This window comes from Clostridium sp. SY8519, assembly GCF_000270305.1.
In the GTDB taxonomy this organism is placed as follows: domain Bacteria; phylum Bacillota; class Clostridia; order Lachnospirales; family Lachnospiraceae; genus SY8519.
The window spans coordinates 842553-867794 of record NC_015737.1; the positions used below are offsets into that span (position 1 = coordinate 842553).

General features: G+C 37.7%; 28 protein-coding genes and 1 pseudogene. 8 read left to right on the forward strand and 21 right to left on the reverse strand.

Going from position 1 to position 25242, the window contains the following annotated elements; all coding sequences use genetic code 11:
- Nucleotides 1-289: 289 nt before the first annotated feature.
- Nucleotides 290-898, reverse strand: coding sequence for a helix-turn-helix transcriptional regulator (locus tag CXIVA_RS03960; protein WP_013976738.1), 609 nt, complete (start codon nucleotides 896-898; stop codon nucleotides 290-292).
- 211 nt (nucleotides 899-1109) lie between these two features.
- Here CXIVA_RS03960 and CXIVA_RS03965 point away from each other — a divergent pair, with 211 nt between their 5' ends.
- The 4 genes from CXIVA_RS03965 to CXIVA_RS03975 are packed head-to-tail and all read left to right on the forward strand — an operon-like array spanning nucleotide 1110 to nucleotide 3750.
- Nucleotides 1110-1313, forward strand: coding sequence for a helix-turn-helix domain-containing protein (locus CXIVA_RS03965; protein WP_013976739.1), 204 nt, complete (start codon nucleotides 1110-1112; stop codon nucleotides 1311-1313).
- Nucleotides 1297-1428 (forward strand): hypothetical protein, encoded by a 132-nt coding sequence (locus CXIVA_RS14470; RefSeq protein WP_013976740.1) that lies wholly within the window; start codon nucleotides 1297-1299, stop codon nucleotides 1426-1428. Before CXIVA_RS03965 ends, CXIVA_RS14470 begins: the two co-directional genes overlap by 17 nt.
- A gap of 1 nt (nucleotide 1429) precedes the next feature.
- Nucleotides 1430-2110, forward strand: a complete 681-nt coding sequence (locus tag CXIVA_RS03970) for a recombinase family protein (RefSeq protein WP_013976741.1) — start codon at nucleotides 1430-1432, stop codon at nucleotides 2108-2110.
- Nucleotides 2107-3750: a recombinase family protein gene (locus CXIVA_RS03975; RefSeq protein WP_013976742.1), complete on the forward strand. Its 1644-nt coding sequence runs from the start codon at nucleotides 2107-2109 to the stop codon at nucleotides 3748-3750. Before CXIVA_RS03970 ends, CXIVA_RS03975 begins: the two co-directional genes overlap by 4 nt.
- 149 nt (nucleotides 3751-3899) lie before the next feature.
- On the opposite strand, the gene CXIVA_RS03980 is transcribed toward CXIVA_RS03975, so the two are convergent.
- The 6 genes from CXIVA_RS03980 to CXIVA_RS04005 all read right to left on the reverse strand — a co-directional run bounded on the left by CXIVA_RS03980 (nucleotide 3900) and on the right by CXIVA_RS04005 (nucleotide 9467).
- Complete coding sequence (locus tag CXIVA_RS03980) at nucleotides 3900-4196, reverse strand: hypothetical protein (RefSeq protein ID WP_013976743.1); 297 nt, start codon at nucleotides 4194-4196, stop codon at nucleotides 3900-3902.
- 131 nt (nucleotides 4197-4327) lie between these two features.
- Nucleotides 4328-4708, reverse strand: coding sequence for a TnpV protein (locus tag CXIVA_RS03985; RefSeq protein WP_013976744.1), 381 nt, complete (start codon nucleotides 4706-4708; stop codon nucleotides 4328-4330).
- 20 nt (nucleotides 4709-4728) lie between these two features.
- Nucleotides 4729-5136, reverse strand: a complete 408-nt coding sequence (locus CXIVA_RS03990) for a DUF6262 family protein (RefSeq protein WP_013976745.1) — start codon at nucleotides 5134-5136, stop codon at nucleotides 4729-4731.
- Entirely contained in the window at nucleotides 5120-6628 is a 1509-nt protein-coding gene (locus CXIVA_RS03995) for a tyrosine-type recombinase/integrase (protein ID WP_013976746.1), read from the reverse strand. The genes CXIVA_RS03990 and CXIVA_RS03995 overlap by 17 nt, the downstream gene beginning before the upstream one ends.
- Nucleotides 6615-8345, reverse strand: a complete 1731-nt coding sequence (locus CXIVA_RS04000) for a site-specific integrase (RefSeq protein WP_013976747.1) — start codon at nucleotides 8343-8345, stop codon at nucleotides 6615-6617. Before CXIVA_RS04000 ends, CXIVA_RS03995 begins: the two co-directional genes overlap by 14 nt.
- Nucleotides 8346-8363: 18 nt before the next feature.
- Entirely contained in the window at nucleotides 8364-9467 is a 1104-nt protein-coding gene (locus CXIVA_RS04005) for a tyrosine-type recombinase/integrase (protein ID WP_013976748.1), read from the reverse strand.
- A 239-nt stretch (nucleotides 9468-9706) separates the two neighbouring features.
- Here CXIVA_RS04005 and CXIVA_RS04010 point away from each other — a divergent pair, with 239 nt between their 5' ends.
- Nucleotides 9707-10504, forward strand: coding sequence for a helix-turn-helix transcriptional regulator (locus CXIVA_RS04010; protein ID WP_013976749.1), 798 nt, complete (start codon nucleotides 9707-9709; stop codon nucleotides 10502-10504).
- Between the two features lie 661 nt (nucleotides 10505-11165).
- Here the strand turns inward: CXIVA_RS04010 and CXIVA_RS04015 are convergent.
- The 10 genes and pseudogenes from CXIVA_RS04015 to CXIVA_RS04060 form a co-directional block, all read right to left on the reverse strand.
- Complete coding sequence (locus CXIVA_RS04015) at nucleotides 11166-11552, reverse strand: HNH endonuclease family protein (protein ID WP_013976750.1); 387 nt, start codon at nucleotides 11550-11552, stop codon at nucleotides 11166-11168.
- A gap of 125 nt (nucleotides 11553-11677) precedes the next feature.
- Entirely contained in the window at nucleotides 11678-12850 is a 1173-nt protein-coding gene (locus CXIVA_RS13640) for an L-2-amino-thiazoline-4-carboxylic acid hydrolase (RefSeq protein ID WP_013976751.1), read from the reverse strand.
- Nucleotides 12849-12941: pseudogene (locus tag CXIVA_RS13760) on the reverse strand (undecaprenyl-diphosphate phosphatase); the annotation flags it as partial. The gene CXIVA_RS13640 and the pseudogene CXIVA_RS13760, both read right to left, overlap by 2 nt.
- A complete protein-coding gene (locus tag CXIVA_RS04030; RefSeq protein ID WP_002576323.1) occupies nucleotides 12941-13690 on the reverse strand; it encodes an ABC transporter permease in 750 nt (249 codons plus the stop codon). The gene CXIVA_RS04030 and the pseudogene CXIVA_RS13760, both read right to left, overlap by 1 nt.
- Nucleotides 13683-14600, reverse strand: coding sequence for a bacitracin ABC transporter ATP-binding protein BcrA (bcrA, locus tag CXIVA_RS04035; RefSeq protein ID WP_002576324.1), 918 nt, complete (start codon nucleotides 14598-14600; stop codon nucleotides 13683-13685). Before bcrA ends, CXIVA_RS04030 begins: the two co-directional genes overlap by 8 nt.
- Before the next feature lie 180 nt (nucleotides 14601-14780).
- On the reverse strand, nucleotides 14781-15407 hold the full coding sequence (gene bcrR / locus CXIVA_RS04040; protein ID WP_041728366.1) for a bacitracin resistance transcriptional activator BcrR: 627 nt from the start codon (nucleotides 15405-15407) through the stop codon (nucleotides 14781-14783).
- Between the two features lie 545 nt (nucleotides 15408-15952).
- Nucleotides 15953-17104, reverse strand: a complete 1152-nt coding sequence (locus CXIVA_RS04045) for an IS91 family transposase (RefSeq protein WP_041727604.1) — start codon at nucleotides 17102-17104, stop codon at nucleotides 15953-15955.
- A complete protein-coding gene (locus CXIVA_RS04050; RefSeq protein ID WP_013976755.1) occupies nucleotides 17097-17948 on the reverse strand; it encodes a site-specific integrase in 852 nt (283 codons plus the stop codon). The genes CXIVA_RS04045 and CXIVA_RS04050 overlap by 8 nt, the downstream gene beginning before the upstream one ends.
- Before the next feature lie 289 nt (nucleotides 17949-18237).
- Entirely contained in the window at nucleotides 18238-18855 is a 618-nt protein-coding gene (locus CXIVA_RS04055) for a helix-turn-helix transcriptional regulator (protein WP_013976756.1), read from the reverse strand.
- 22 nt (nucleotides 18856-18877) lie between these two features.
- The gene (locus CXIVA_RS04060) at nucleotides 18878-19537 is read right to left on the reverse strand and encodes a phosphatase PAP2 family protein (RefSeq protein ID WP_013976757.1); all 660 of its coding nucleotides are present in this window, start codon (nucleotides 19535-19537) and stop codon (nucleotides 18878-18880) included.
- Nucleotides 19538-19969: 432 nt separating this feature from the next.
- Between CXIVA_RS04060 and CXIVA_RS04065 the strand changes: the two genes are divergently transcribed.
- Both CXIVA_RS04065 and CXIVA_RS04070 read left to right on the forward strand, forming a co-directional pair.
- Complete coding sequence (locus tag CXIVA_RS04065) at nucleotides 19970-20821, forward strand: site-specific integrase (protein WP_013976755.1); 852 nt, start codon at nucleotides 19970-19972, stop codon at nucleotides 20819-20821.
- Nucleotides 20814-21965 (forward strand): IS91 family transposase, encoded by a 1152-nt coding sequence (locus tag CXIVA_RS04070; protein ID WP_041727604.1) that lies wholly within the window; start codon nucleotides 20814-20816, stop codon nucleotides 21963-21965. The genes CXIVA_RS04065 and CXIVA_RS04070 overlap by 8 nt, the downstream gene beginning before the upstream one ends.
- Nucleotides 21966-22474: 509 nt before the next feature.
- Here the strand turns inward: CXIVA_RS04070 and CXIVA_RS04075 are convergent.
- The 4 genes from CXIVA_RS04075 to CXIVA_RS04090 form a co-directional block, all read right to left on the reverse strand.
- Complete coding sequence (locus CXIVA_RS04075) at nucleotides 22475-23194, reverse strand: type IIL restriction-modification enzyme MmeI (RefSeq protein WP_013976758.1); 720 nt, start codon at nucleotides 23192-23194, stop codon at nucleotides 22475-22477.
- 125 nt (nucleotides 23195-23319) lie between these two features.
- A complete protein-coding gene (locus CXIVA_RS04080; RefSeq protein WP_013976759.1) occupies nucleotides 23320-23793 on the reverse strand; it encodes a hypothetical protein in 474 nt (157 codons plus the stop codon).
- 58 nt (nucleotides 23794-23851) lie between these two features.
- Nucleotides 23852-24172: a helix-turn-helix transcriptional regulator gene (locus tag CXIVA_RS04085; RefSeq protein ID WP_013976760.1), complete on the reverse strand. Its 321-nt coding sequence runs from the start codon at nucleotides 24170-24172 to the stop codon at nucleotides 23852-23854.
- 124 nt (nucleotides 24173-24296) lie between these two features.
- Nucleotides 24297-24512 carry a hypothetical protein gene (locus CXIVA_RS04090; protein WP_013976761.1) on the reverse strand — a complete coding sequence of 72 codons (216 nt, stop codon included), beginning with the start codon at nucleotides 24510-24512 and terminating at the stop codon, nucleotides 24297-24299.
- A 226-nt stretch (nucleotides 24513-24738) separates the two neighbouring features.
- On the opposite strand from CXIVA_RS04090, the gene CXIVA_RS04095 reads away from it, so the two are divergent.
- Nucleotides 24739-25128: a helix-turn-helix transcriptional regulator gene (locus tag CXIVA_RS04095; RefSeq protein WP_008374249.1), complete on the forward strand. Its 390-nt coding sequence runs from the start codon at nucleotides 24739-24741 to the stop codon at nucleotides 25126-25128.
- Nucleotides 25129-25242: the final 114 nt, after the last annotated feature.

A 25242-nucleotide genomic window follows, 5' to 3' on the forward strand; every position in this document is an offset into this window, starting at 1 on the left:
ACTTCTATTTTATCAATATGATGTAGACGTTTCAACATAATTGTATCATATACAGAACATCCGTTAGAATTCACAAATAACAACAACTTATTTTCAGAATGATCCGGGGAAGCATATTCCGTAAAATCAGGATGTTGTTTTCAGATTTTACATGTCAACTGACAGATGCCGTCTTATTTTTACGTCTTCTATTCTTATCAAGTCTGGTTTCCGATATAAAATCCAAGTCTACCCTGAGATAACACACCGGGCAAAAAAAAGCTGACCGCAAACGCAGCCAGCTAAAGTCCTAATCGTTTTCCAATTCATTATCCAGTTCTTCTAACCGTTGTTTCAGACGTTCCCTTGCCCTCAATTTATCCTCTCGTGTCGGCTTTAATGTTAATGCTTTCGGAAATGTCCATTCCCAATCCAGATATTTTTTCTTTACATCATCAGCAACAGCAGAAACAGCCATATCACTTATATCATTTACGAGCAATTGCTGATCATACCATTTCGATATGTATTCATTTAAATGACCGGAATCATCTTCATTAAAACGCATATACACCCGATCATTCAGTTTTTCTAAAACAAGCCCGTGTTGTTCTTCTAATTCAAATAATGTATACATAACCCCTATATAACTGAAATGCTCCGGATCAGCCAAAGCCAACGGTTCAACTCCTAAAACAGAAGCTATATCCTTTAAACGCTCATTTTTTGGTTTTCGCTGTCCATTCTCATATTTTTGCATCATGTCCGCCGAAATACCAATCTTTTCAGCAAGTTCTTGCATAGACAAACCTTTGGCAACGCGAATACGTCTGATTCTGGACCCAACACGAGCACCCTCTGTTTCGTCTATATAATCTATTGGATCCTGTCCGAAAGGATTATACACAAAAAAGCTCATTTCTAATTTCCTCTCTCTTCTTATGAACACATATCTTTTTCGATTTTAACACAGATACAGACGCCCTGATTAGGAAATAAGCACAAATGGTGTAAATAGAACATTATTTTATAATTTGTTCTTTACAGTTACGTCTTTATATATTATTATCATAGTATGGAAAGAACGTTTTTATATATTTTGTTCTTATTTGATAAGGAGAACGGCACTTATGAAACAAATGTTTGAACATTATCCTGAGCTGTTAGATGTCAACACTGTCGCTGATATCCTCGGTGTAACGCCTGTAACTGTTCGGAGACACATTCAGGCAGGAAACCTGCCAAGTATTAAAGTCGGAAGACTTATTAGGATACCAAAGCATGAGCTTTGTGAAAGTTTGGAAGGAGGACGAGTCCATGCAAAAGAAGGTTGAACTTAATCTTGAGATTTTACTTCTGAATGATTTATACAACACCGGCGTCATCGACCAGGAGCTGTACGAGAAAGCACTTTCGAAGCTGAATAGCACAATGACGGAGGCAGCCTGACATGCGGGCTGCTATCTATCACTTTACAGACAAATCAGCGAAACGACCGATCGTCTATCAGAAGCAATTGACAGCATTAAAGGAATTCGCAGAATCCAAAGGCTTCGACGATGTAGACATATATTGTGATAAAAGCTTACGAAGAACGGAGCATAAGGAATTCGACCGCTTTATGTCTTCTTGCAGCGAATACGAAGCCCTGATTACAAAGGATTTTTACCATATCTCCAGGAACACCCAGCAATCAATGAAAATTATGAAAGATCTGCTGAACAAAAACGTCCCTGTTTATTCAATGGAAAACGGTCGTTTTTTCTGGGAAGAAGTTCCTGTCGATCAGCCACTCCGAGTCGCAACATATACAACACACTTCGGGGAGCCACACGAGATTAAACAGGTTGTCGAAGTACGAAACGATATTTTTAAGTTGTATGCGAATAAACGGACAAGCTGGATTATTACAGATCAATACTACGACGAGACGCTGTACAAGAAGGACGCCGAACAAATCCAACTGAAAAAGCTTATTGCAAACAAAGACCTGTATGACCTGCTACTGGTCCATAACTTAGGCGATGTGCATTGGCGGACAGCGAAATTTTGTAAGATCCGGGAGCAACTGCAATTAGACATTTACTCCCTGCAAAACGGATTTCTCAAATACACCACGGAGGTACCATGAGTTACGCATCAGAAATTTCCCGCAAACTAAATACAGGATCAGGAACAGTAACAGCCGTCATCTATGCCAGAGTCTCCACTGAGAATGAAGGTCAGAAGGACAGCTGTGCCAACCAGGTTGAAATGGCATTGAACTATATCCGGCAGCATCCCAACATAACTTTAAAAGGCACTTATGTAGACGACGGCATTTCGGGTAAAAATGATTTCACGAGACCTCAGTATACAGCAATGCGGGCAAAAATCGAAACAGAACACATTGATTTGATTATTACCAAAGCACTGTCCCGTCTAAACAGGGATCAGCTCAATTCTTTAGAACTGCGATCTTTCCTTGTAGAACACAAAACAACCGTTTTTACATTAGAAGACTTAAGCATTCAAGATTTCGAAGACTTCAATTCTGAATTCATGCACTCTTTCAAATATTTGATAGACGCACAATTCGTTCAACAGCAAAGTCTTAATGGAAGGAAAACTCAACAGCTGCGCTGCGAACGTAAGGAGCTTTCCTCAAAAGATGTCTGTTTTGGCTACGACTGGAATCCTGGAACCAAAACCATAACCATCAATGAAGAACAAGCCGAAACGGTCCGATGGATTTTCGAAGAATTTGTATTCCATAACGGAGTACCAGCAACGATCCACAACCAGTTGCATGAGAAAGGTATCGAATTATGCGAAAAAACTGTTTCGAACATCATCCGCCGGGAAAAGTATATCGGCAAATTCTATATAAACCAGCGTTCCACCACTTTAGGAACCGGGAAAAAGAAATCCAAACGCTACCGTCTCCCGAAGGAGCAATGGGTGCTGGTGGAGCGTCAGGATCTCGTAATCGTGGATCCGGATATCTTTGCAATGGCCCAGCGTATACACAAGGCCCGACAAACCGTGTTTGGAAAGCCAGAGAAGCCGAACGGACAGCCCCACTACATCGGAAGGCACAAATACGCCGGAAAGATCTACTGTTCAGAATGTCACAAATCATATATTCATGCTTTTGCGGACAGAGCCCATACAAAAGATATTTACAGGCTATGCAACCATTCAAGCTGTTCAACACCGGATCGGGTATACGAATCCGACTTAGACGCAATCATCAGCCACGCCTTAAAGACAATTCTTACAGAACAAACCTCCGTCTTCGCCAACCTGGAGAAAGTGCTAGTTGAGTGCGTGACAGCGTCCCAGAACAATAAATCCAAAATAACGGATATGCAGAAACAACGTAAGCAGTTGCAGAAAAAGATCGATGCATTGATTGAAACCATGGCTGAGGGCGGTTTAACGGAAGAGTCAAAGGAACTGATCAAAATCAAGATGAATACCCTTTCTGAGAAAGTGACCAGACTTTCCGAAGAAATCGTAAACACACAGGCATCACAGCTGGACGACTCTTATGTCGATACCAAACTGGCAGAAATCAGAACAGCGATCAGCAAGCTGAAGAATTTCACGGTAATCGACCGCGACAGAATTCTAAATTACATTGACAAAATCATTGTCCTGCCAAGAGGAGATCTCGAGATCTTGCTGAAAACAGGACATGTAATAACAGCAACAAAACAACCTATTAACCAGGATTTCTCCAATACAAAAGATGTAGTAAAGATCGGAAGACGAGATGTCCGGTATTGAAGGCCTTTATATGGACTCCCTATGTTCCCATCATGCAGAAATACAATATCTGTACTTAATACACAATGTATATAACGTTATTATCTTGCCATTTCACAGTTGCAAAAAGAAAAGAGAACCTTTCACAGCCCTCTTTCATATCGACTTTCTCATTCATTTGTCATACTCAACAGTTTGTCAACCAATGTCTCTAAACTTTTTCCCAAAAATGAGACAAAGTCTGGTATTGCACCAAATGCCATCCCAATTATTATCATTCGACCACATTCTCTTGCAGATTCCAATGCAAATCCATAGCTCAAAACACCTGTCAGAATAAATATAATTGATAAAAAGTAAAGCAAAATATTTCCCAACATCATAGGAATTTTTAATAACCAGCAAATCAATGTCATTACTACAAGAATCAAACATAAAAACACTTTTATTATGTACTTAACCAACATTTTTAATCCCTCACTTTTTTATCTTTCCGGACAGCAAGAATCCCGCCATCCGGACTTCCATTTTTTTGCTATCCGGACTTCCACTTTTTTGCTATCCGGGCTGCAAAATTCTTGCTATCCAATACAGTTCATTATCCTTTCGTGTATATCATTTCCGTCAAAATCATCTCTTCTGCATCATGACAAATGGTATTCATCCTCCTAGTCCATTCCATGTTGTCCTGTCTTTTTAATTTCTCTGTAATTCCTTGTTTCTCCATCATTTGTTTTACTAATTGTTCTTCCCTATCCCTTGCTTCTGCATCAATCTGATTCAAATGCTCAACAAGTTTTCCTTGTAACAACAATATTTGATATTTTGCCTTTCTGTGTTCCTGTAAATAGCTTTTACGAAGCATCCCATATTTCCCATATGTTGGTTCAATATCTGTAAGTGCCAATTCCGGCAAATAATAATCACCACATAACATGTAAGTAAGTCCATTTTTCTCATCGTAAATTTCGTTCTGCATAAAATATTCTCCTTTTCTTCCTATAATTGGTCGTACATCTTCAACAGTGTTTCCTTTTTCATTTGACTATATTTCACTTGTAATTCTTCATATTTTTTCTGTAGATTCTCATATTCGTTTTTCGGAACACTATCGGATAATTTCTGTTCTAAACTCTTAATCCGTGCTTCCTGTGCTTTTGCAATAGCATCGCTTTTAGGATTTCGCAATATCATTCCCTGTTGTTTTTCCTTCAATTCCATCATGACCTGTTTCACATTCGGATTATTATAGAAAAAACCTCTGGAAAGTCCTGTTAATTTTGTAAGTTCAGCAACTGAAATTTTTATATTTTTTCTATACATTGTTTCAATAGCTGTTATTGCTGTTTCCGTCATTTCCGCACTTTTTTCTTTTGCCAGTGCTACCATTTTATCGTGTTTCTGCATTTTCCTTTTCCCTCCTGTATTGTGCTAATAATTCATTCATTTCATCTCGTACAGCCTTTGTATCCTCCGCTAATGCTTCGTTTCTTAACCGCCGATAATGTGGTATGGTTCGTGTATCCTTATGCCCCAACAGCCTTGCAATGCTATCATCATCTAATTTCATTTCTGTAAGTTTTACTCCAAAAGTGTGTCTAAAACGATGTGTACGAAACTCAAAATAATTTCCATTATCATCCCTGATATCATTTTCATAAATCATGATATTTACATGATATTTCAGCATTGAATCTGTATATAATTTCCCATTATCTTGCAGAAAAATATATTCTGAATCTGGATGGTTCTTTTCTGAAACTTCTATTGCTTTTCTAATCACTTCTGCCAGCTGATCGCTGACTGGTCTTTTGTATTTCCTTGTTTTCTGCTGGAGAATAGTTATAAAATAATGCCCAGATTTCTCAGATAAGCAATCCCTTCGCAAAGTCAACGTATCCTCTATTCTTGTACCGAGCATCTGATGTATTATTAGACATCTTCCTAACTGGGGCTTTAATTTTGTTAATGCACTATTAAATCTCCTGATTTCTGCATCTGAATACGCTTCTGGCAAAGCGTTGTCATATGCTCTGCAATCACTGGACAGAAAAAGATTGCATAAATTTTCTATTTCCAGTTCCCGCCCAATTTCATCCAGCAGATTATCCAAAACCGACAGTTCTGTTGTGTAACTGACTGATGTAAGACCGGTATCCGTTTTTATATAAACCAGATAATCTTCTATCATATCCCTGCTAATTTCTGTAAAATGCTTTACTTCTGGAAACCGATCATACATAAATCTAGCAAACCGACGGAATCCACACAATTCGCCTTTTATACTACCCATTGCTTTTGTCTGGCAGTGGCTATACAATATTCTCTTTATTATCTCTTTAAATTCTCTCTGCCTAATCTCACGAAAATCTAATCTATATCTTCCACGAATCGGATTACTCCTTGGCACAATATCCAGCTTTCTCATATCCCATACATCTTTTTCATTTTCTGGAATATCTGCTGTTTTACACTTCACAACATACTCATAATACATTTTCAGAAAAGAAACCTGAGCGCTATTTTGTTGCTCAACATTCCGCCTATCCGGTCTATTTCTTCTAACGTACAGTGCCAATCCTTTTTTATATAAAAATGCTTTATAGCTTCTCTCCAATTCTTCCCATTTTTTATCAGTAATGCTGCTACAGCTTGTACACTTCTCATTCAGAAATTCTTTCAACAGATCAAATCTGTAAATATCATTTACAGCTGTTGATAATGATAAACGTCTACATCTATCATCGATATACCCATAAATCTCATCCTGTATCTTTTCATTATGAATCTCTGATATGTAGTACACCCTGTTTTCCTTCCATTTCAGCCCAGCCAACTGTTTTTCTGTAGCTTGTTGATAACAGTCATAAGAAATCAAATTAATATTACCTTTCATCATCTTCTACTCCTTTCAATTTAAATGACTGATTTCTTGAAAAATATTTATCTTCAGCCGATACAATACGTTCCGGCATGAAATCAATGTACTGTTTTGTCATATTCTCACTTGAATGTCCCAGATAATCTCGTACCCCTTGTATAGAAACTCCATTTCCGTACATTGAAGTTGCAAGGTTATGTCTGTAATCGTGTGCTCTAAAGATATAATCTCCACAGGCAATCCCACGAGCCTTACACTCCCGAATCATCTGATTTGAAAATGTCTGTCCATTAAATGCACCACCTTTTTTATTTTTGAATAAATACTCCCCATTTTTTATTCCGTACTTTTTTTCATAATCGTTCACCAGTCCAACCAATAAACTCGGAACAGGAATGACTTTTTCCCTCCGCATTTTGCTTTGATATATGCGCATCCAATTCTCATTGCCTTGTGAATAAAAGGCTCCCGATTTTATTGTACAAACCTCGCTTTTCCTAATTCCTGTGCAAAACAAAATCAAATACATCAACTGTAAATGCTCTGGGAATGCCGGCAGCTCCTTAATCAGATGAGCAATTGTTTTTTCTGGAACACTTCTTTCGTTGTGTTCTGGAAAACCTTTTTTTAAAAATCGTTCCGGATAAAACTTCAACACTTCAATATTTTTCATTTTCAAAAACTGTAGAAATGTATGTATATGAGTTATATATCGGTTAAACGTGGAATATTTAATATCGGACACATCCAAAATAGATACATAATCCGCTATATCTTGTATCTCCAGTTCAGTTACTTTCTTACTCTGTCCATCCAGATATTTTAAAAATTGTGAAATAAAACTTATTGTATTTCGGATATTTGATAAAGACAGATCAGATATCCCGACTAAATATTTTGCGTATAATTGTAAATACCAACGATTTTCTTTTTCGTAAATATTAATAAATGAAAGGCTTTTAACAGGTGAACTGGCATTGATTCTTGATTTATCGAACTGAAACCTATCCATATACCAGATACACGCTTGCCAATTTATCTCTGAATCTGTTAGAAATAACGTTCTTCTCGCAAACTCAACAATCTTAGAAGCCTGTTTTTTTATAATTTCTGACTCCTTGTTTAAATACAGATAAAATCTGTTTTCATCTGCCTGTTCCATTTCTTCAATATCATCTATTCCGTACTTATCGCAAAACCGTACAAGTGCTTTTAATGGTTCTAAAAAATATCTTCGATGTCTTTGTACCTTATCCATATTCAGAATTTCACACAACAATATTTTTGTCTGTCGCACCAACTGTGATGAATGTATCCTCGTTAAGTCCCATAACAAATCATTCTTATCGACCACCTGACGGAAAGATTGTGCTTTCTTCTTATTGGGGACATACAGCAAAAACAATTTGTCTTGCTTAAAAAACTCCTGTTCTACAGAGAAAGGATTCCCTTGTGAATAGACATCCGGCATATTTTCTATTTTTAAACGATCAAATAAGCTCATTAATTCCGCTTTATATTTTTCTGAAATATCCTCTTTTTCAAGAGACTCCATATACATTTTTCTCGTTTCATAGTTAATATCTGCAGTACACTGTATATCTGTATACTGAAAAAATTTGTATAACCGGTTATAGTATTTTGCTTCTCCATTTGTAACTAAAGATATTTCTTCCTTTAATTTCTCAGATATTTTTTCCTGATATAACTTCGGAACAATTTTTAATACTGCCAAGGTAATCCCTCCTTCCTTTTACAGAAAATCTGCAATTTGGTATAAATCTTCATTATTTGAGTAGTATTGATCTGTCGCTTCTATCAATCGTTCATTATTTTCACCCAAGTATTTAATGGTAGTTTCAACTTTCTTATGCCCCAGGGCAAAACGAATGTCATTCAAATCCCATCCTTCTTTTCTTCTTTCCTCCGCAAAATAGTGTCGGAGCTGATGCGGATGGGAATTGATATCCGTTTTTTTGGATAGTCTTTTCAACATGCTATACACAGAATCCGCATCTAATGGCTCTCCTTTGTTTTTTCCAGTCAATTTTGTAAATAGATACTCCGAGTTCATCAGACTTTTTCGATTATCAGAAATGTACTTAACCAAGAACTCAAAAGTTGTATTACTTAACAAAGCCATTCTATATTCTGCATTTTTTGCTCTTGCCAAGTTGGTATTGGATTCACGATACCTTACCCGAACCGTCCTTCTTTCAAAATCAATATCTTCGGTATAATGGATTCCCAGAATTTCCCCTAATCTAAGACCGGTTTCTGCCATCATTGCTATCAGCAATCGATCTCTATCATTCGTACAGGCATTTATCAGCTCCTGTATTTCTTCGGATGTTATTTCTTCCAGATTAGGTTCTTCTTCTTTGAAGAAACCTTTAAACGAATTCACTGCATTTTGATGATTTACTCCCATACTGTCAAAATACGATACTTTTTTTACTCGTAAGACTTTAAGCATTGGTAAAACATCTTCCAGTGCCAAAAACTGGTAGTATCTGAAGACTGCACCAAGATACATATTGCAGGTCTTATTGCTCGTCTGTGTATTATGCTCAGTATGCTTTCCACTCTTAACCCAATACAAGAAATCAATAAAATGTTTATTCTGCTCTGAATAGGATAGCAATGTAATCTCATCCAATCCTATCGTTTGCTCCTGCAGATAATTGTAATAATATGAAAGTGCGAAGGCTGCGGATTTTACAGTATTCGGAGAAGCATTAATCTGATCCAGATGCTTCAAATACTTTGATGGAAGGATTTCAATTTCTTCAATATCAGAAATAATCAAAAAACGTGGTCTATTATCTTTCAAAACCGAAACAACCCTATATTTCAATCCACAGCCCTCCTTCCTTTCTTTTGATTCATTTGACTTCTTTGACTTCTTGATTTACATTATACACAAAGATGTCAAAATGTCAATTACGTTTTTGACTTCTTTGACTTTTATAAGAACATCAATAAAACATTTTTTGATTTCTTTATGTTTTAAATTGATTTTTAGGGATATAATTGATAAGATAAAATACAAGAAGTCAATTTATACAAAGTCAAAGAAGTCAAGAGGAGATTTGAATGAGCGAATTTATATCAAATTCAGGCACACTAATAAATCCTGACAGCGTTTACGATCAGGAAAGATTCATCAATATACTTCAAATCATTTTACAGAAAAAAACGCAAAAAGAATTATCTGAACAAACAGGCTTAAATAATGCAACCATTTCACGAATGCTCAACGGTGCCCGATCTGGAAGACCATATAAAAGCACTATTGATAAAATTGCAAAAGCCATTGATGATCCAGAACTTATCCAAGAATTATATGATGCAACGGGATATTCTTCTAAGAAAATACGGGAACGAAAAAAGATAATTGCAGACAATGGATTTTCTCTGGATCTCTCTACTGTTCAGGTGCATGAAAAATTTTTTTCTACCTTAATGCGTGGACTTTCCATGATGACAAGTCTGCATAAAGTTGAATGGACAATAAAATCCGGAACACCCAGATCATACGATTATTTAATTGAATTAAAAGAGGGAAATATAGATTATTGGTATATTAGATATGTAGATAGAATTACTTCTGATAAAGAAAGAGAAAAAGCCTTAACTGCCATTTATGGAGAATTTGCAAAATTAAAATTGGGCGGAAAAATCAAAGTTTCTTGCGCCACTCCTTCTTACGAAGATTATGATTATTTTGTTACAATTCCGCCATATCAATTAAATACAAATGCTTCAATTATACATTTTGATTCTGAACTCGAAAGATTTGCAGACGAAACCTTTTTAGAGACAGCTTTACCACTTAAAGAAAATATTCCTGTTAAGGATTTTTGTAATCTTACCGAATCACTGATACTATAACTTTTTGATTTTATCACAGAGAGAGTTACTTATGGCTCTCTCTTTTTTAACACTTCCTCCTCCCACGTTCCAACTCATTATGGCTAATCATTTTCTAAAGCAAGATCCACCTGTGTTTAACAATATTGTCTTTCATCACAATATTCTCTCATCAGGTTTTCATCTTGCTAGGGATTCCCCAAACCCATTTTTCTATTTATGGCGAGGTCTCAGTATACACTAGAGCAAGATCCACCCCGGTAATACCATATCGCTATTTTAGCAATATGATATTTTCCGGACGTAGGATTCTTGCTGAGGATTGTGCTCCCCAGTTCCTCACATTCAGCATAAATATACACTTGGTTCCCCGAATTTTTCCGGTCACAACACAGGGATATAAAATAGACTAAATATCTCTATATCCCTGTGAAATCACTATGTGATTTTAAAAACAGCAAGGACAGGAAGTGTGGATACACTTCCGCAAAATTGCCAATTTCGGAGCCATATCCAAAATTGAAAAATACATAAAAAATCAAAAATCCGAAACCTTCCTTAATATCCAAATTTATAATTTTTGCAGATTACCAAAAAACCAATATGAAAATTTTACAAATTTTGTACCACCTGTAAAATTCCCATATTGGTTTTCATTCAACTTTTATGGATTTGGAATATTCTATATTTTCCAAATATTCTGTGCATTAGCTAAGAGCCATTCTGCACGATTTTCTATTTCATCTTCGTTCCAATCATTTTTTTGAAGTACGTCATGTAATGTATAAAGTCCGCTCGCACACAAAAGTAAACCTGGTTTATTTTGTTCCTTTCCCGCCTTTTTTACATTCCATGCAGCATCACGTATAGATGCATTTAAAGCTTGCGGAATAATCGCCAAATTCCCCAATGTCAGTAATAGAGAATCCCTCTTTTTTGCATCATCTTCTGTCGCGCAAGCTCCCCAATTATTTCTCCATTTCTTTGGCATTAAATGTTCCAAACTGTAATTATTAAATCCAAGCAATGCTGTAGAACTATTGTCTGAACGAATTTTACTTTCTAACAAATAAATAATTCCTTTTGATTGCAGATTAAGACTCGCTATTATCTGGTTGGCTAAACCTTGGATAAACCGGAATCCCACCGGCTTGACTACACACCCTTAGCTGGGCGCACAGCTGGAAGTTGTACTTATCTATTCTTTTCAGTAGTATCCCATTTCGAGCCTTTCTTACAAACATAGAAATCACAGCAGTCTCCACCGGTTGCCAGTGTTTTTGTCCGATGCAGCACCCCGCTCATCATGTCCACAGAAATATAATCCATCTGACACATGTAAGGAACAAGTTCACTGTGTCCCAGTTTTCTGCCAAGTTCACATAGACCACACTGGCGATAAATTGTAGTGTACTCATCGCCATCTCTGCCGGGGATAGTTTCCGTAACCCAGTTATATGGACTGCTACTCATTCCATTAGCAATTTTATCTTTCTCTGCTTTTTTCTTCTGATAATCCAAAGAAAACGGATTTTTACCGCTAAAGGCTTTCTTGATAATCGGTGCGCCCATTGTTGCAGTAACCATTTCAGAGAAAAGTTTTTCACTCATTTTATTTGGGGCTGTTTCATAAACAGCCATCCAGACAGCGCCGCCGCTTAACGATACACGAAGCGGATTTTTCATCATGTCGCCAATCTCATCCAACTCAGAAATGATTTGTTTATAACGCTCTTTGCTTTTCTTTTTCCACTGTTTACAATCAACATCCGGCGTTTTTTCTTCCAGCAATTCAAGTGTGATGTCATCAATATTTATTAAGCCGACAATTCGCTCATATGTTATGAAGTCATTTTTCAAAATATCTGAAACACTGATATATTTTTTACCATATCCATACTTGGAGGAATCTGCGTTAATGCCATTTTGAAAGTTCATTATATCAGAGAGCTTGACGAATTTTGAATGCTCAACTTCTCCAAACAGATCAATTGTAGAATCATCAAAAATCGCTTGAAGCAATCCTCTTTTATACTTCTTGAGAGCTTCGACCAGCTGAGCTTGTGCGGCTATTCTTGCATCAAGAACACTGAACAATTCTGAAACTTTTTCCTGCTCAGAAACAGAGGGAATCAGCACCTTTATCGTCTTGATCTGAGGGTATTTCAAATTCCATGTGTCCGATGTCATACCTTGGGAGTTCTTCCTGAACTCATTGATCAGGTTCGTGCTTTTAAAAAATGCCGCAAAATAGCCATTGCTGATCTCTTGCTTTGGCATAAGAACTGTATATGCAGGACTGACAATACCGTCGCACGGAGAAATTCCATTTGCACCCTGCCACATACGCATGGAATTATAGACCATGTCCTGTGCTGCTGATAGGTAGCCACTCAGTAATACCCTCAACAATTCCAAGAAAAATAACTTTTAAAATTTCTATAAAATCAAGTACCATTATTTCAAATCCTCCTTTTTAAAATGATGAAAGGTCATAAGAAAACCAACTGCTGATACAAGAATAATAATAGATACAGACAGCAGTGTAGGATAGCCGGTACTCTGAAGTTTACCCTGCACCAAGAAATAGGTGGCTGTCCACGGATACAACGCTCCCCATTCTTGATTTGAAAGTGCGGCACTTCCCATGACAATCACGGCAGAGCCAATCATCGGGGCGACAAATCCTTTTGTTTTCATAGCAACAAACACAAAAGGAGAAACTGTTAAAAACATCAGGATACTGCCAAACAAAAACTTGGGGAGCCATACTATTGCCACTAGTAAGCTATATCCCTCCAATGTAAAGACAGCGTCATATAGCCCACAAACGATAAATATACCTGCCCATGTTACAAGGGTTAGCATAACAATCCAAAGAAGCAGGGTGCAAAATTTTCCAATTAATAGTTTTGTCCTTGAAATGGGTATGGGCAATATGGTTTTGAGGGTGCTTTCTGTGTACTCTCTGCTAAACAAGTAAGCTGCAATTGCCACATATATCATAATGTTTACCAGCAGCATGATATACAGTACACTGTCGCTGTATATGTCAGACAAGGTAAAGATAATCTCCGGCTTATCAAAATGTGTTTGCAAGGCTTCTATTAACATCAAAAGTGGGGTAGATAATACCCCTGCCACACTAATTAGCACCATTTTTGAACGCTTTAGTTTTAATAATTCACAAGAAATAAGATTAAGCAATACCGCCACCTCCAATCAGTTTAGAAAAGTAGTCCTCTAAGTTTTCCTCACTATCATTTATCCTTGTCACGAGCAGTCCATTTCGTGCAAATTCTCGATTGATTTCTCCAACACTTTGGCTAAAGTCATAAATTCTCACCGTACCGTCCTGCACTGTAAAATCCGTCATGTGGTAGTGGTTTTCTAAAATCTTTCCGGCTATCTCACTGTCAGATAAATCAAATTGAATGTATTTTCGATTCCTTTTGTGAAGCTCGGATATATTCACTTCCTCTACTAAATGCCCCTCGTGCATAACGCCGATAATATCTGCTATCTGTTCAATCTCGCTTAAAACATGGCTTGAGATAAAAATGGTAATGCCATGATTGTGACTAAGTTCAGATAAAAATGAGCGTATTTCAACTATTCCAATGGGGTCAAGTCCGTTAATCGGTTCGTCAAGTATTAAAAGCTCCGGCTCGTGCATAATGGCGGCGGCAATACCAAGCCGTTGCTTCATTCCGAGGGAATAATCGGAAAAGACTTTTCTTTTCTCCTTATGCAGCCCCACAACTTCAAGAGCTTTTTCTACTCCACTTTTAGATACTCCCCCTCGCAGTTTAGCGAGAATTTGCAAATTCTCATACCCTGTTAAATTACTGTAAAATCCCGGTGTTTCGATAATAGAGCCTACTTTGCTATAAAGGGTATGGATATTTTCCTTATAGTTTGTGCCAAACAAGCGTACCGTTCCCTCCGTTGGGAAAGCAAGCTGCAACATCATTTTCATTGCTGTGGTTTTGCCTGCTCCGTTTCTGCCGAGCAAACCATAAATTTTGCCCTTTGGCACATGAAGATTTACCTTATCGACAACGGTGGCTGTTCCGTATCGCTTCGTAAGATTTTCTGTTTCAATGATATAATCCATATTTGATTCTCCTTTCCGTGGGTTGCTGTTCTTGTTTTCGCTGACCACAATCTTATTATCCACGAGTATTGCATAGAAGCCAAGAAATCTACCGTCACAATGCCGACACAATAGATGTCAGCACGAAAAAAGCTCCGACACTTATCGTGTCAGAGCCTATTTTAAAGGGTTTATGACATTTTACTTTGTTTGGGTTTGCTTTATCCAGACAAATATTTTAGCAACAAATAGCAGAAACATAAGGGCGGTTACATAGGGTTGTCTTGCCGCAGCGAAGAAGCAGATAAAAAGCGTACTCAGCACGAGAGAGCATTTTGTGATTATGTTGCTCCATGATTCCTTTTCAAAACAAACACACATCAGTTTCGCTATCCCAAGTGCAATCAAAACAATAAAAACAATCCAATAGATTGCAAGATATATTGGGGTAGTGTCTGTAAATGAAAGTAGATTGACAGAATAAATATATCCGTCAACAAGGTTACCATACAACGGCAAAAGTATAAAAGTAACCGCCATCATATCTAATATTCCATAAATGAAACTGTAAATTTTTTTCAAGTTGGAACGATTTTCAGTTTCGGCAAGTGTAATCAGTTCTTCGCCCGATAGCAGTTCATCTATGGTCACAGAAAAGAATTTAGAAATACACTTGAGCGACTCAATGTTAGGGTAACCCTTGCCGCTTTCCCATTTTGAAATGGCTGTTCTTGATACATATAATTGCTCCGCAAGTTGTTCCTGCGTTAAGTTCTTGCCAGCTATCGTTATATCGGTGCAGTGACAGAGCTTTTGAAAACGTTGCATCAGGATCAGGATTATCATTGCGTCCATCGTTATGCGGCAAAGGCACTGGCGATTGTTCCGCATAGTGCAGATATTTATTATTGGCTGATTCATGCGATACATAAGCAGGGACACACTGAGATTGCCAGAAGTGAGTTGCGGACAGCTAAGCATAGACTACTTGATGAGGATTATGCGACGCTGGAAAACAGACTGGCTGTGGAAGCGAATATGACGTAAGAAATGCCGGAGGTGCAGTTATCCCTCCGGCATTTTCGTCCCTTACAAATTCTTTAGGTTAGAATCGATGATGGGGTAAACGAAAAAGCAGTTTTGACATTCCAGTGAACTGCCCCTTCGTTTACACCATTTTCGATTTGACCTCATTGAACAAAGTGAGCGTCCGGGTAGTCATTACCTATGGACTTTCAATCTTTTGTACTTACCTGTGATTATACAGGATTTTCTGTGCAGAAGCTACAGAAATCAAGTATTTTCAGATAAATAGGTACGACAACAAAACCTCAAGCTTTGAGGCTTTAGAAAATGTATGAAAGAATAAGCTTTTAACATCTTTGTGGTATTCGAAGCTGTGGTTTTCCAAGATGCCCGCCACAGGATTTACACACACAAATGTTTATCTCATAAAGCTGTTTTAATATTTCTGGTATCTCCTTACCTCGAAGCTTCGAGAGATACTTTTGGCATCCAAGGAGATTCCGGCATAAAGTCAGCTTCTTGTGTTTGCTACGGGAACAAAGAAGTCCGTAATGCCGAATCCTGACAAAACGTTTTGGCGGTACGTGCATCAGAAACCGTCGTATAAATTCAACACCGGAAAGAGTCAGTTCTTTCCATTGTCCTTTGTTCCGGTAATCCTTTACAGAAAAAGTAACGTTTTCATCGTCCATACAGATGATGCGGTGATTGCTGATGGCAATCCTATGGGTATACTTTCCAAGGTAGTCAATCACAGACTGTGCGCCGTTAAAAGTTTTCTTACAATAAGGAATCCATTCCGCATCATAACAGAAATCAATCAGTTCTTTGAACACATAATGGTTACTGTATTTTTCGGCAGTTCCATGAAACTTAAGTTGATTCGTATTCCAGAGATTTTTCAACTCATCCATATATTTTCCACGAAAGACTTTGGAGATAGCCCATATAGGAAGAAAAAACTCAGTACCGTTGTCTTTCCATTCGTTTTTGGATGTCAGACCACCGCCGAGCAGTATTGTATGGATATGGGGATGAAAGTTCATTTCAGATCCCCATGTATGCAGGATGCAGATATAGCCGACAGCAGCACCAAGGTGCTTTGGGTCAGCAGTCAGTTCACTGATTGTAGCAGAAGCTGCATGATACAGGGTGTCATATAACAGTTTCTGATTATTGTAAATGATTGGATTCAGAATGTCAGGAACTGTAAATACCAAGTGGAAGTAGGGTGCATCAAGCACATCCTCTTTGCGGGCATCCATCCACATTTCCTTTGGAACAGCCTGACACATGGGACAACAACGGTTGCGGCAGGAATTATAGTGAATCTGAACAGCACCACAGTCTTCACATACACTGACGTTTGCACCATAGGCTCCGGTTTTGCAGTTCAAGATGTTCCGGGCAACTTTTGCCTGTTCCGGAGAAGGAGAATACTTTTCAAGGTATGCCGAATAAAAACACCGGAAAATATCCTGGACGGTGGGCTTATTCATAATCAGCACCTTCTTTCCTGTCAAAGGGACTTTGGATTCCCATGAGGGATTTGTTGCTGACATGAAGATAAACTTCCGTGGATTTTGGGTCACGGTGTCCAAGCAGTGCCTGAATATTCTGCCGTTCTACTCCCTGCTCCATCAGATGAGTTGCAAAGCTATGACGGAGACAGTGTGGAGTTGCTTTCTTTGGAAGTTCAGCATCGGATACTGCCCGTCGCATCACTTGCTCCAGTGTACTGACTGTCAGGTAATTACCAGTAAATTTATTAGGAAACAGGATCCCACGGGGACGTCCTTTCTCAAACCAGTATTGTGTAAGGATATCCAGACACCGTTTAGAAAGAATTGTATAGCGGTCCATCCTGTTCTTCGTATCTCGGACATGGATCTGCATATTTGAACGGGAAATATCATCATAATGAAGGTGGATCACTTCAGAAACCCGCATCCCGGAAGAATACATCGTTGCAAACATGGCTCTATATTTGATATCATCAACAGCTTCTAATAGACGGTCTATTTCATCAACAGTCAGTACGGTCGGAAGCTTATGTTCTAGGATCATACGTGGAACTGTGATGTCATCCCAAAGGATATGCAGGACATTTCGATAGAAAAAACGGATGGCAGAATTGTAAAGATTCAGAGTTGTGGCTTTCAGTCCTTCCTCTTTTTTTGCAAGCAAAAAAGCCCTGACATCCTGACAGGTAAGTTCTTTGGGATTCTTATTCTGATATTTCAGAAAGTAAGAAACATAGTTTTTATAGCAGTTGATGGAACGCTCTTTGAGGTTACGGATTTTTCCGGCTTCCTCAAGCTGTTCTAAATATTTTTCATACATAATAAAATCCTCCATGTAAAATCAGTAGTAATCAAAACACTGCTTTACACGGAGGTGCATTTGGGTCATAAAACCGCTTGCCAACCAAGCGGAAGGGTGGTATTCTTTTCATAGGCAGTGGGAAGGTCGATCCTGTTTGATTGTTATTTTGTGGTGATTTAACAATACTACTTTTAGGACTTGCTTTCCACTGTTTTTTATTATAGAAAACAGAAAATCGCTATGCCACAGCCTTGGCAGGCCATCGCGCAGCGATTTTGTTCAACTTGAATTTGTATGGCTCAACTCCTTATCGACCGTCCATAGCTCGTTTATAAAGTAGACCTTCTTTTATAAGTAACAACAGAAAAGCCACTGTTATTGCATATGGTTCTCTCGCAATCGCCAGATACAAAACAGTAATAATACTAAGCCCTACAGACAAAAAAGTAATCACCTTTTTTCCCTTTTCAAATTTGAAATTGACCATTAAAATATTCACAATTCCAATAATCGTTAATGCGATAAAAAGACCCCAGTATGTCATACGAATCCAAATTTCATTATCTACATACTCAATAAGACTTACTGAATAGATATATCCATCAACCGGTTTGGAATACAATGGAAGAAAAATAAGCATCAAAGAGAGCAAATCGGTAAATCCAAATAACAAGTCACATAGACCATTGAGATTTGACTTGTTTTCTTTTTCAGCAATCAAAACCAACTGATCTCCGGATAACAGCTCATCAATGGACACAGAGAAATATCTGGATATTTCCTTTAATGAATCTATGCTCGGATATCCTCTTCCGGATTCCCATTTTGAAATTGCAGTTCTTGAAACAAATAATGCCTCGGCTAGTTCTTCTTGTGTCAAACCTCGGCTCTTTCTTAATTCCTGAAGCTTTTCATGGAATTCCACCTCCTTCACCTCCTTTTTTATTTCACTTTTTTATTGTTAGCATAACTACTGCCTTATAAACAGTAAATAATCCGGCACTTAACAATACACCACCCACAATATCCGTAAACCAATGTACTCCGGAAATCAATCTGCCGATAACCATGAATACAGAAAAAGCGATTGCTAGAATCGTTATGATTCTTTTCAATGTAGAACATGACATTCTTCGCTGGATCTGTTCAACCAAAGTCGGCATCACGCACAATACCAGTAGAGTCGTTGAAGAAGGATAAGAAGCCTCCATAATTCCATTGATTAAAATTGGTCTGTAATTGATTGGGATGATCTCAAAAATGAAGTATGCCAGTATCACTATAACATAATAAACTCCCAGGATAATGATATCGGGATCCACTTTGAAGAGACTTCTTCTCTTTATTAACTGAACCAGTCCAATACCTGCAAAAATCAGGCATACAACTAAAGGAATCAGACCCATCCAATCGGTAATCGTATAAATTGTCATATTAACATTTGTTAAACGATGAAACCAGCAATTGAATGTTGCAAATCCAATATTCGTTGCATTCTGCCCCAGTGGCTGCACGTCTACCATCTGAATCAAAGCTGTCCATATTGCAAACGCTATAATAAATATACCTCCTAAAAATAAAACTTGTTTTCCATTCTTTTTCATCATTATACGTCCTTTCTATATTGGTTTGTCTTTTCGACGATTTCACCTTATCAAAAAGCGTAAAATGACGCAAGAATCGCTCTTTCACATGTATGACACGATTCGTATCATCCCCACAAATGCGTGATTTTCTGTATATTTTCCTGAATACCTATTCCTACAAATTTCGATTGAACAAAATCGCTGCGCGATGGCCTGCCAAGGCTGTGGCATAGCGATTTTCTGTTTTCTATAATAAAAAACAGTGGAAAGCAAGTCCTAAAAGTAGTATTGTTAAATCACCACAAAATAACAATCAAACAGGATCGACCTTCCCACTGCCTATGAAAAGAATACCACCCTTCCGCTTGGTTGGCAAGCGGTTTTATGACCCAAATGCACCTCCGTGTAAAGCAGTGTTTTGATTACTACTGATTTTACATGGAGGATTTTATTATGTATGAAAAATATTTAGAACAGCTTGAGGAAGCCGGAAAAATCCGTAACCTCAAAGAGCGTTCCATCAACTGCTATAAAAACTATGTTTCTTACTTTCTGAAATATCAGAATAAGAATCCCAAAGAACTTACCTGTCAGGATGTCAGGGCTTTTTTGCTTGCAAAAAAAGAGGAAGGACTGAAAGCCACAACTCTGAATCTTTACAATTCTGCCATCCGTTTTTTCTATCGAAATGTCCTGCATATCCTTTGGGATGACATCACAGTTCCACGTATGATCCTAGAACATAAGCTTCCGACCGTACTGACTGTTGATGAAATAGACCGTCTATTAGAAGCTGTTGATGATATCAAATATAGAGCCATGTTTGCAACGATGTATTCTTCCGGGATGCGGGTTTCTGAAGTGATCCACCTTCATTATGATGATATTTCCCGTTCAAATATGCAGATCCATGTCCGAGATACGAAGAACAGGATGGACCGCTATACAATTCTTTCTAAACGGTGTCTGGATATCCTTACACAATACTGGTTTGAGAAAGGACGTCCCCGTGGGATCCTGTTTCCTAATAAATTTACTGGTAATTACCTGACAGTCAGTACACTGGAGCAAGTGATGCGACGGGCAGTATCCGATGCTGAACTTCCAAAGAAAGCAACTCCACACTGTCTCCGTCATAGCTTTGCAACTCATCTGATGGAGCAGGGAGTAGAACGGCAGAATATTCAGGCACTGCTTGGACACCGTGACCCAAAATCCACGGAAGTTTATCTTCATGTCAGCAACAAATCCCTCATGGGAATCCAAAGTCCCTTTGACAGGAAAGAAGGTGCTGATTATGAATAAGCCCACCGTCCAGGATATTTTCCGGTGTTTTTATTCGGCATACCTTGAAAAGTATTCTCCTTCTCCGGAACAGGCAAAAGTTGCCCGGAACATCTTGAACTGCAAAACCGGAGCCTATGGTGCAAACGTCAGTGTATGTGAAGACTGTGGTGCTGTTCAGATTCACTATAATTCCTGCCGCAACCGTTGTTGTCCCATGTGTCAGGCTGTTCCAAAGGAAATGTGGATGGATGCCCGCAAAGAGGATGTGCTTGATGCACCCTACTTCCACTTGGTATTTACAGTTCCTGACATTCTGAATCCAATCATTTACAATAATCAGAAACTGTTATATGACACCCTGTATCATGCAGCTTCTGCTACAATCAGTGAACTGACTGCTGACCCAAAGCACCTTGGTGCTGCTGTCGGCTATATCTGCATCCTGCATACATGGGGATCTGAAATGAACTTTCATCCCCATATCCATACAATACTGCTCGGCGGTGGTCTGACATCCAAAAACGAATGGAAAGACAACGGTACTGAGTTTTTTCTTCCTATATGGGCTATCTCCAAAGTCTTTCGTGGAAAATATATGGATGAGTTGAAAAATCTCTGGAATACGAATCAACTTAAGTTTCATGGAACTGCCGAAAAATACAGTAACCATTATGTGTTCAAAGAACTGATTGATTTCTGTTATGATGCGGAATGGATTCCTTATTGTAAGAAAACTTTTAACGGCGCACAGTCTGTGATTGACTACCTTGGAAAGTATACCCATAGGATTGCCATCAGCAATCACCGCATCATCTGTATGGACGATGAAAACGTTACTTTTTCTGTAAAGGATTACCGGAACAAAGGACAATGGAAAGAACTGACTCTTTCCGGTGTTGAATTTATACGACGGTTTCTGATGCACGTACCGCCAAAACGTTTTGTCAGGATTCGGCATTACGGACTTCTTTGTTCCCGTAGCAAACACAAGAAGCTGACTTTATGCCGGAATCTCCTTGGATGCCAAAAGTATCTCTCGAAGCTTCGAGGTAAGGAGATACCAGAAATATTAAAACAGCTTTATGAGATAAACATTTGTGTGTGTAAATCCTGTGGCGGGCATCTTGGAAAACCACAGCTTCGAATACCACAAAGATGTTAAAAGCTTATTCTTTCATACATTTTCTAAAGCCTCAAAGCTTGAGGTTTTGTTGTCGTACCTATTTATCTGAAAATACTTGATTTCTGTAGCTTCTGCACAGAAAATCCTGTATAATCACAGGTAAGTACAAAAGATTGAAAGTCCATAGGTAATGACTACCCGGACGCTCACTTTGTTCAATGAGGTCAAATCGAAAATGGTGTAAACGAAGGGGCAGTTCACTGGAATGTCAAAACTGCTTTTTCGTTTACCCCATCATCGATTCTAACCTAAAGAATTTGTTAATTTATTTTAACACAAAATATAAGTGGTTTGTAGAGAGAAAATATATCGTGTTTAATTTTCATACAAAAAATTTGTAACACCATCATATTACCAATAAAAACTTGTAAAAACCTATATCGCTTTATAACACCACTGTAATACCGTGAAAAACTGAATGAAACCGACAACAAACCAGTCGTAATACCTTCGTCGGCTATGTTGACAGAGCAACTACAAATGCCTGTTCAACCAATAGCTGACGGAGGTATCTTTGATTTTACGACATTTTGCAGGCGCACTTGTTTTTGCAACAAACAGCGAAAGCAGGTGGGCTTCAACTTATGTTCCCTTTTTTCTTTCTGTTCTGCTGATTCCTGTTTTTCATTTCCGTCCGGTATCTTGTATTGCTTCAGGAAAGCATCATAAATCAGACCAACAATATCGCCAGCCTTAATAGAAACTTCCATCTCATGAGATAACTTTTTTACATCCTGCTTTACCAGAAAATCAAGGAGCAGATACTTGCTCTGCAATTCAACCAACGCTATTTTAACAGGTTCCGGTACCCTGGCATTCATATCATATATCCAAATATCCGAAAAATTACAAGTTATGATCCATCTTGCTTTTTCATCATACGGAAGATTGTCATTATAGCGTTTCGCCTGTTCATATGGTGTTAAATCCACATCTCCAGAGTTATGTATTTTCTGATCAAGTGACTTTCCCAGACTTTTCTGTTCAATGATGACATGTGTTTCCGGGATATATACGTCAATCCGCTTTGTATTCCCATTTACAATTACTTTCTTCTCAAAATTTACACGCTCTGTGGGATTTTCCATCCCCATTACATTGGATAAAAATTCCAGCCAATAAGAACGACCATCTTCATCCTCATTGCCACGTCCCATCCATCTATTGATAAACTGGTGAGCCGCTTCTCTTTTTTCAGCGTCTGTCATGCTTTTTTCCTCCTAAATAATCGTGCATTCACAAATCTTTCTCCGACTATTTTTACATATCATATCCACAGTATATCATAAAATTATTACAGAACAGCATTCATATATCATTATTCGTATTTTGTCTACACACAAGGAACTTCTACCGCCAAATCATAATAATATTGATACATGATCATGTTATCTTTTGCTTCTATATACACTCTCTGAGCTTCTTTCATCAAGTTATTCCAAATATCTTTCCATTCACTAGGAGCCGAATCTAAAAACCACATATTATTAAATGACATTTCTATCGTCCCCCATAAATCATCTTCTTTACGCTCAGTTTTTATATTCATCTGCATATTTCGTGCAATTTCCAATGCATCTTTTTGTAAAAAAGTGAATTTCACTACTTTTTGAGGATCTGGAACTTTCTTAAAACGACGCATATGAGCTTCTGCCTTTTTAATAATTGTTTCCAATTGTTCATCATGCCATTTTTTATCCTCTAGTATCTCTTCTTCTGACATTTGCGCTTTTTCTTCATTAATTACTCTTTGCATTTCTTCCAATTCACGCTGTGCAATATCATAATATTTCTTTTCAATCACCATAATCTCCCAACTCCATAAAAAAAAGAAACAGTCAACATTTTCGTTACAACTGTTTCCTTTATTTTTGAAGTCCCCGGAGCATTTGTATCACTACATTCTGTTCTTTTTCATCAAGATTATTCCAAATATTCAGAACCTCTTGTTGTGATTCTGATAAGCTTACTGGAACATCCATTCCGGCAAAGAATTGTGCCATTGTTACTCCCAGTGCATCACATATCTTTTCTACAGTAGGCATAGTTGGTAAACTTTCTTTAGCAATAATTTTTCCAATCGAAGATTGAGATATACCAGTCAATTGTGACAGCCGATATTTACTCATATCACGTTTTTTACATAAAGCTATAATATTGTCCGCAATATAATCCTCTGTGCGCAAGTAAATACACCTCTTTCCGATAGTAGTTACCTTAATTGTAACTAGAAATCCGCAAAAATATTAGAGATGTATCTTACAAGTATTTACTAAGGGAAACAGTAGTATTAAAACAAAAAAAATAGAACTATATAAAATTGTATTCCATTAATGTCAGCTTATTATCTAAATGCTCATATTCTCTTTGTATTTCTTCAATTTTATCATATAGTTTCAGCACTGTCGAACCCTTTATCATTTTATTTTCTTGGCACATCTGCCGGAATTTTTCTTTGTACTCCCGCAGTACTCTTCCTTTTTCCTCTAATTCCTCCAGTGTTTTGATTTCTTCTTTATCTGCCATGTATTTTCCTCCCAGACATAATTTTTAACACATAAATGATAACCCTTTTTTCGCTGTTGTTCAATTACAACTTATCGCCTTTTTCTCCCATCAATCGACAATCTTCTTTTTGCTATATACATATGATATACTTCTCTTTATACAACCAATTGCTGTTGTATAGCTCACCATTTTTTTCTATCTACAACACAAAAAAGTCAAGTTGTGATGGAAAGGAGGTGAGGACATGGAAATAAATTATGCACTTATAGGCAAACGTATAAGAGAAACCCGCAAACAACGAGGATTATCTGCCGAGGAGCTGGCTGAAATTGCTGATCTTTCTACTGTTTATATAAGCTATATAGAAAATGCCAAGCGTAAACCCAGTTTAGAATCTTTAATCAAAATTAGCAACGCACTTGAAATTACTATTGATGAATTACTCTATGGGAACTTGTTATACAATCCTACGGAATATCAAACTGACATTGATTTATTAATGGCAGATTGTACCAGCACTGAAAAACGTTACATATTCGAGGTTCTTTCAGCCATAAAAAACATTTTACGAATCAATGATTGGCATCTATCCTCAAAACACAATTACGATGCTGATAACCCGAATGATTATTAAATCATTCAATAACAATCAAATATCTATTTCTACATAAACCATCCGTTAATCACTTAACCGATGGTTTATGTCTTTTTCAATCCAAAAATTCTATGATAGTTATATCAACTATAA

Excerpts from the sequence above, each read along its gene's own strand:
- CXIVA_RS03995 (WP_013976746.1), bottom strand. The coding sequence starts at position 6,628 with ATGATGAAAGGTAATATTAATTTGATTTCTTATGACTGTTATCAACAA.
- CXIVA_RS03960 (WP_013976738.1), bottom strand. The coding sequence starts at position 898 with ATGAGCTTTTTTGTGTATAATCCTTTCGGACAGGATCCAATAGATTAT.
- bcrR (WP_041728366.1), bottom strand. The coding sequence starts at position 15,407 with ATGCAACGTTTTCAAAAGCTCTGTCACTGCACCGATATAACGATAGCT.
- CXIVA_RS04010 (WP_013976749.1), top strand. The coding sequence starts at position 9,707 with ATGAGCGAATTTATATCAAATTCAGGCACACTAATAAATCCTGACAGC.
- CXIVA_RS03970 (WP_013976741.1), top strand. The coding sequence starts at position 1,430 with ATGCGGGCTGCTATCTATCACTTTACAGACAAATCAGCGAAACGACCG.
- CXIVA_RS04080 (WP_013976759.1), bottom strand. The coding sequence starts at position 23,793 with ATGGTGATTGAAAAGAAATATTATGATATTGCACAGCGTGAATTGGAA.
- CXIVA_RS04065 (WP_013976755.1), top strand. The coding sequence starts at position 19,970 with ATGTATGAAAAATATTTAGAACAGCTTGAGGAAGCCGGAAAAATCCGT.
- CXIVA_RS04095 (WP_008374249.1), top strand. The coding sequence starts at position 24,739 with ATGGAAATAAATTATGCACTTATAGGCAAACGTATAAGAGAAACCCGC.
- CXIVA_RS03980 (WP_013976743.1), bottom strand. The coding sequence starts at position 4,196 with ATGTTGGTTAAGTACATAATAAAAGTGTTTTTATGTTTGATTCTTGTA.
- CXIVA_RS04090 (WP_013976761.1), bottom strand. The coding sequence starts at position 24,512 with ATGGCAGATAAAGAAGAAATCAAAACACTGGAGGAATTAGAGGAAAAA.
- CXIVA_RS03975 (WP_013976742.1), top strand. The coding sequence starts at position 2,107 with ATGAGTTACGCATCAGAAATTTCCCGCAAACTAAATACAGGATCAGGA.
- CXIVA_RS03990 (WP_013976745.1), bottom strand. The coding sequence starts at position 5,136 with ATGCAGAAACACGATAAAATGGTAGCACTGGCAAAAGAAAAAAGTGCG.
- CXIVA_RS04070 (WP_041727604.1), top strand. The coding sequence starts at position 20,814 with ATGAATAAGCCCACCGTCCAGGATATTTTCCGGTGTTTTTATTCGGCA.
- CXIVA_RS03965 (WP_013976739.1), top strand. The coding sequence starts at position 1,110 with ATGAAACAAATGTTTGAACATTATCCTGAGCTGTTAGATGTCAACACT.
- CXIVA_RS04050 (WP_013976755.1), bottom strand. The coding sequence starts at position 17,948 with ATGTATGAAAAATATTTAGAACAGCTTGAGGAAGCCGGAAAAATCCGT.
- CXIVA_RS04075 (WP_013976758.1), bottom strand. The coding sequence starts at position 23,194 with ATGACAGACGCTGAAAAAAGAGAAGCGGCTCACCAGTTTATCAATAGA.
- CXIVA_RS04060 (WP_013976757.1), bottom strand. The coding sequence starts at position 19,537 with ATGATGAAAAAGAATGGAAAACAAGTTTTATTTTTAGGAGGTATATTT.
- CXIVA_RS04045 (WP_041727604.1), bottom strand. The coding sequence starts at position 17,104 with ATGAATAAGCCCACCGTCCAGGATATTTTCCGGTGTTTTTATTCGGCA.
- CXIVA_RS03985 (WP_013976744.1), bottom strand. The coding sequence starts at position 4,708 with ATGCAGAACGAAATTTACGATGAGAAAAATGGACTTACTTACATGTTA.
- CXIVA_RS13640 (WP_013976751.1), bottom strand. The coding sequence starts at position 12,850 with ATGGTCTATAATTCCATGCGTATGTGGCAGGGTGCAAATGGAATTTCT.
- bcrA (WP_002576324.1), bottom strand. The coding sequence starts at position 14,600 with ATGGATTATATCATTGAAACAGAAAATCTTACGAAGCGATACGGAACA.
- CXIVA_RS14470 (WP_013976740.1), top strand. The coding sequence starts at position 1,297 with ATGCAAAAGAAGGTTGAACTTAATCTTGAGATTTTACTTCTGAATGAT.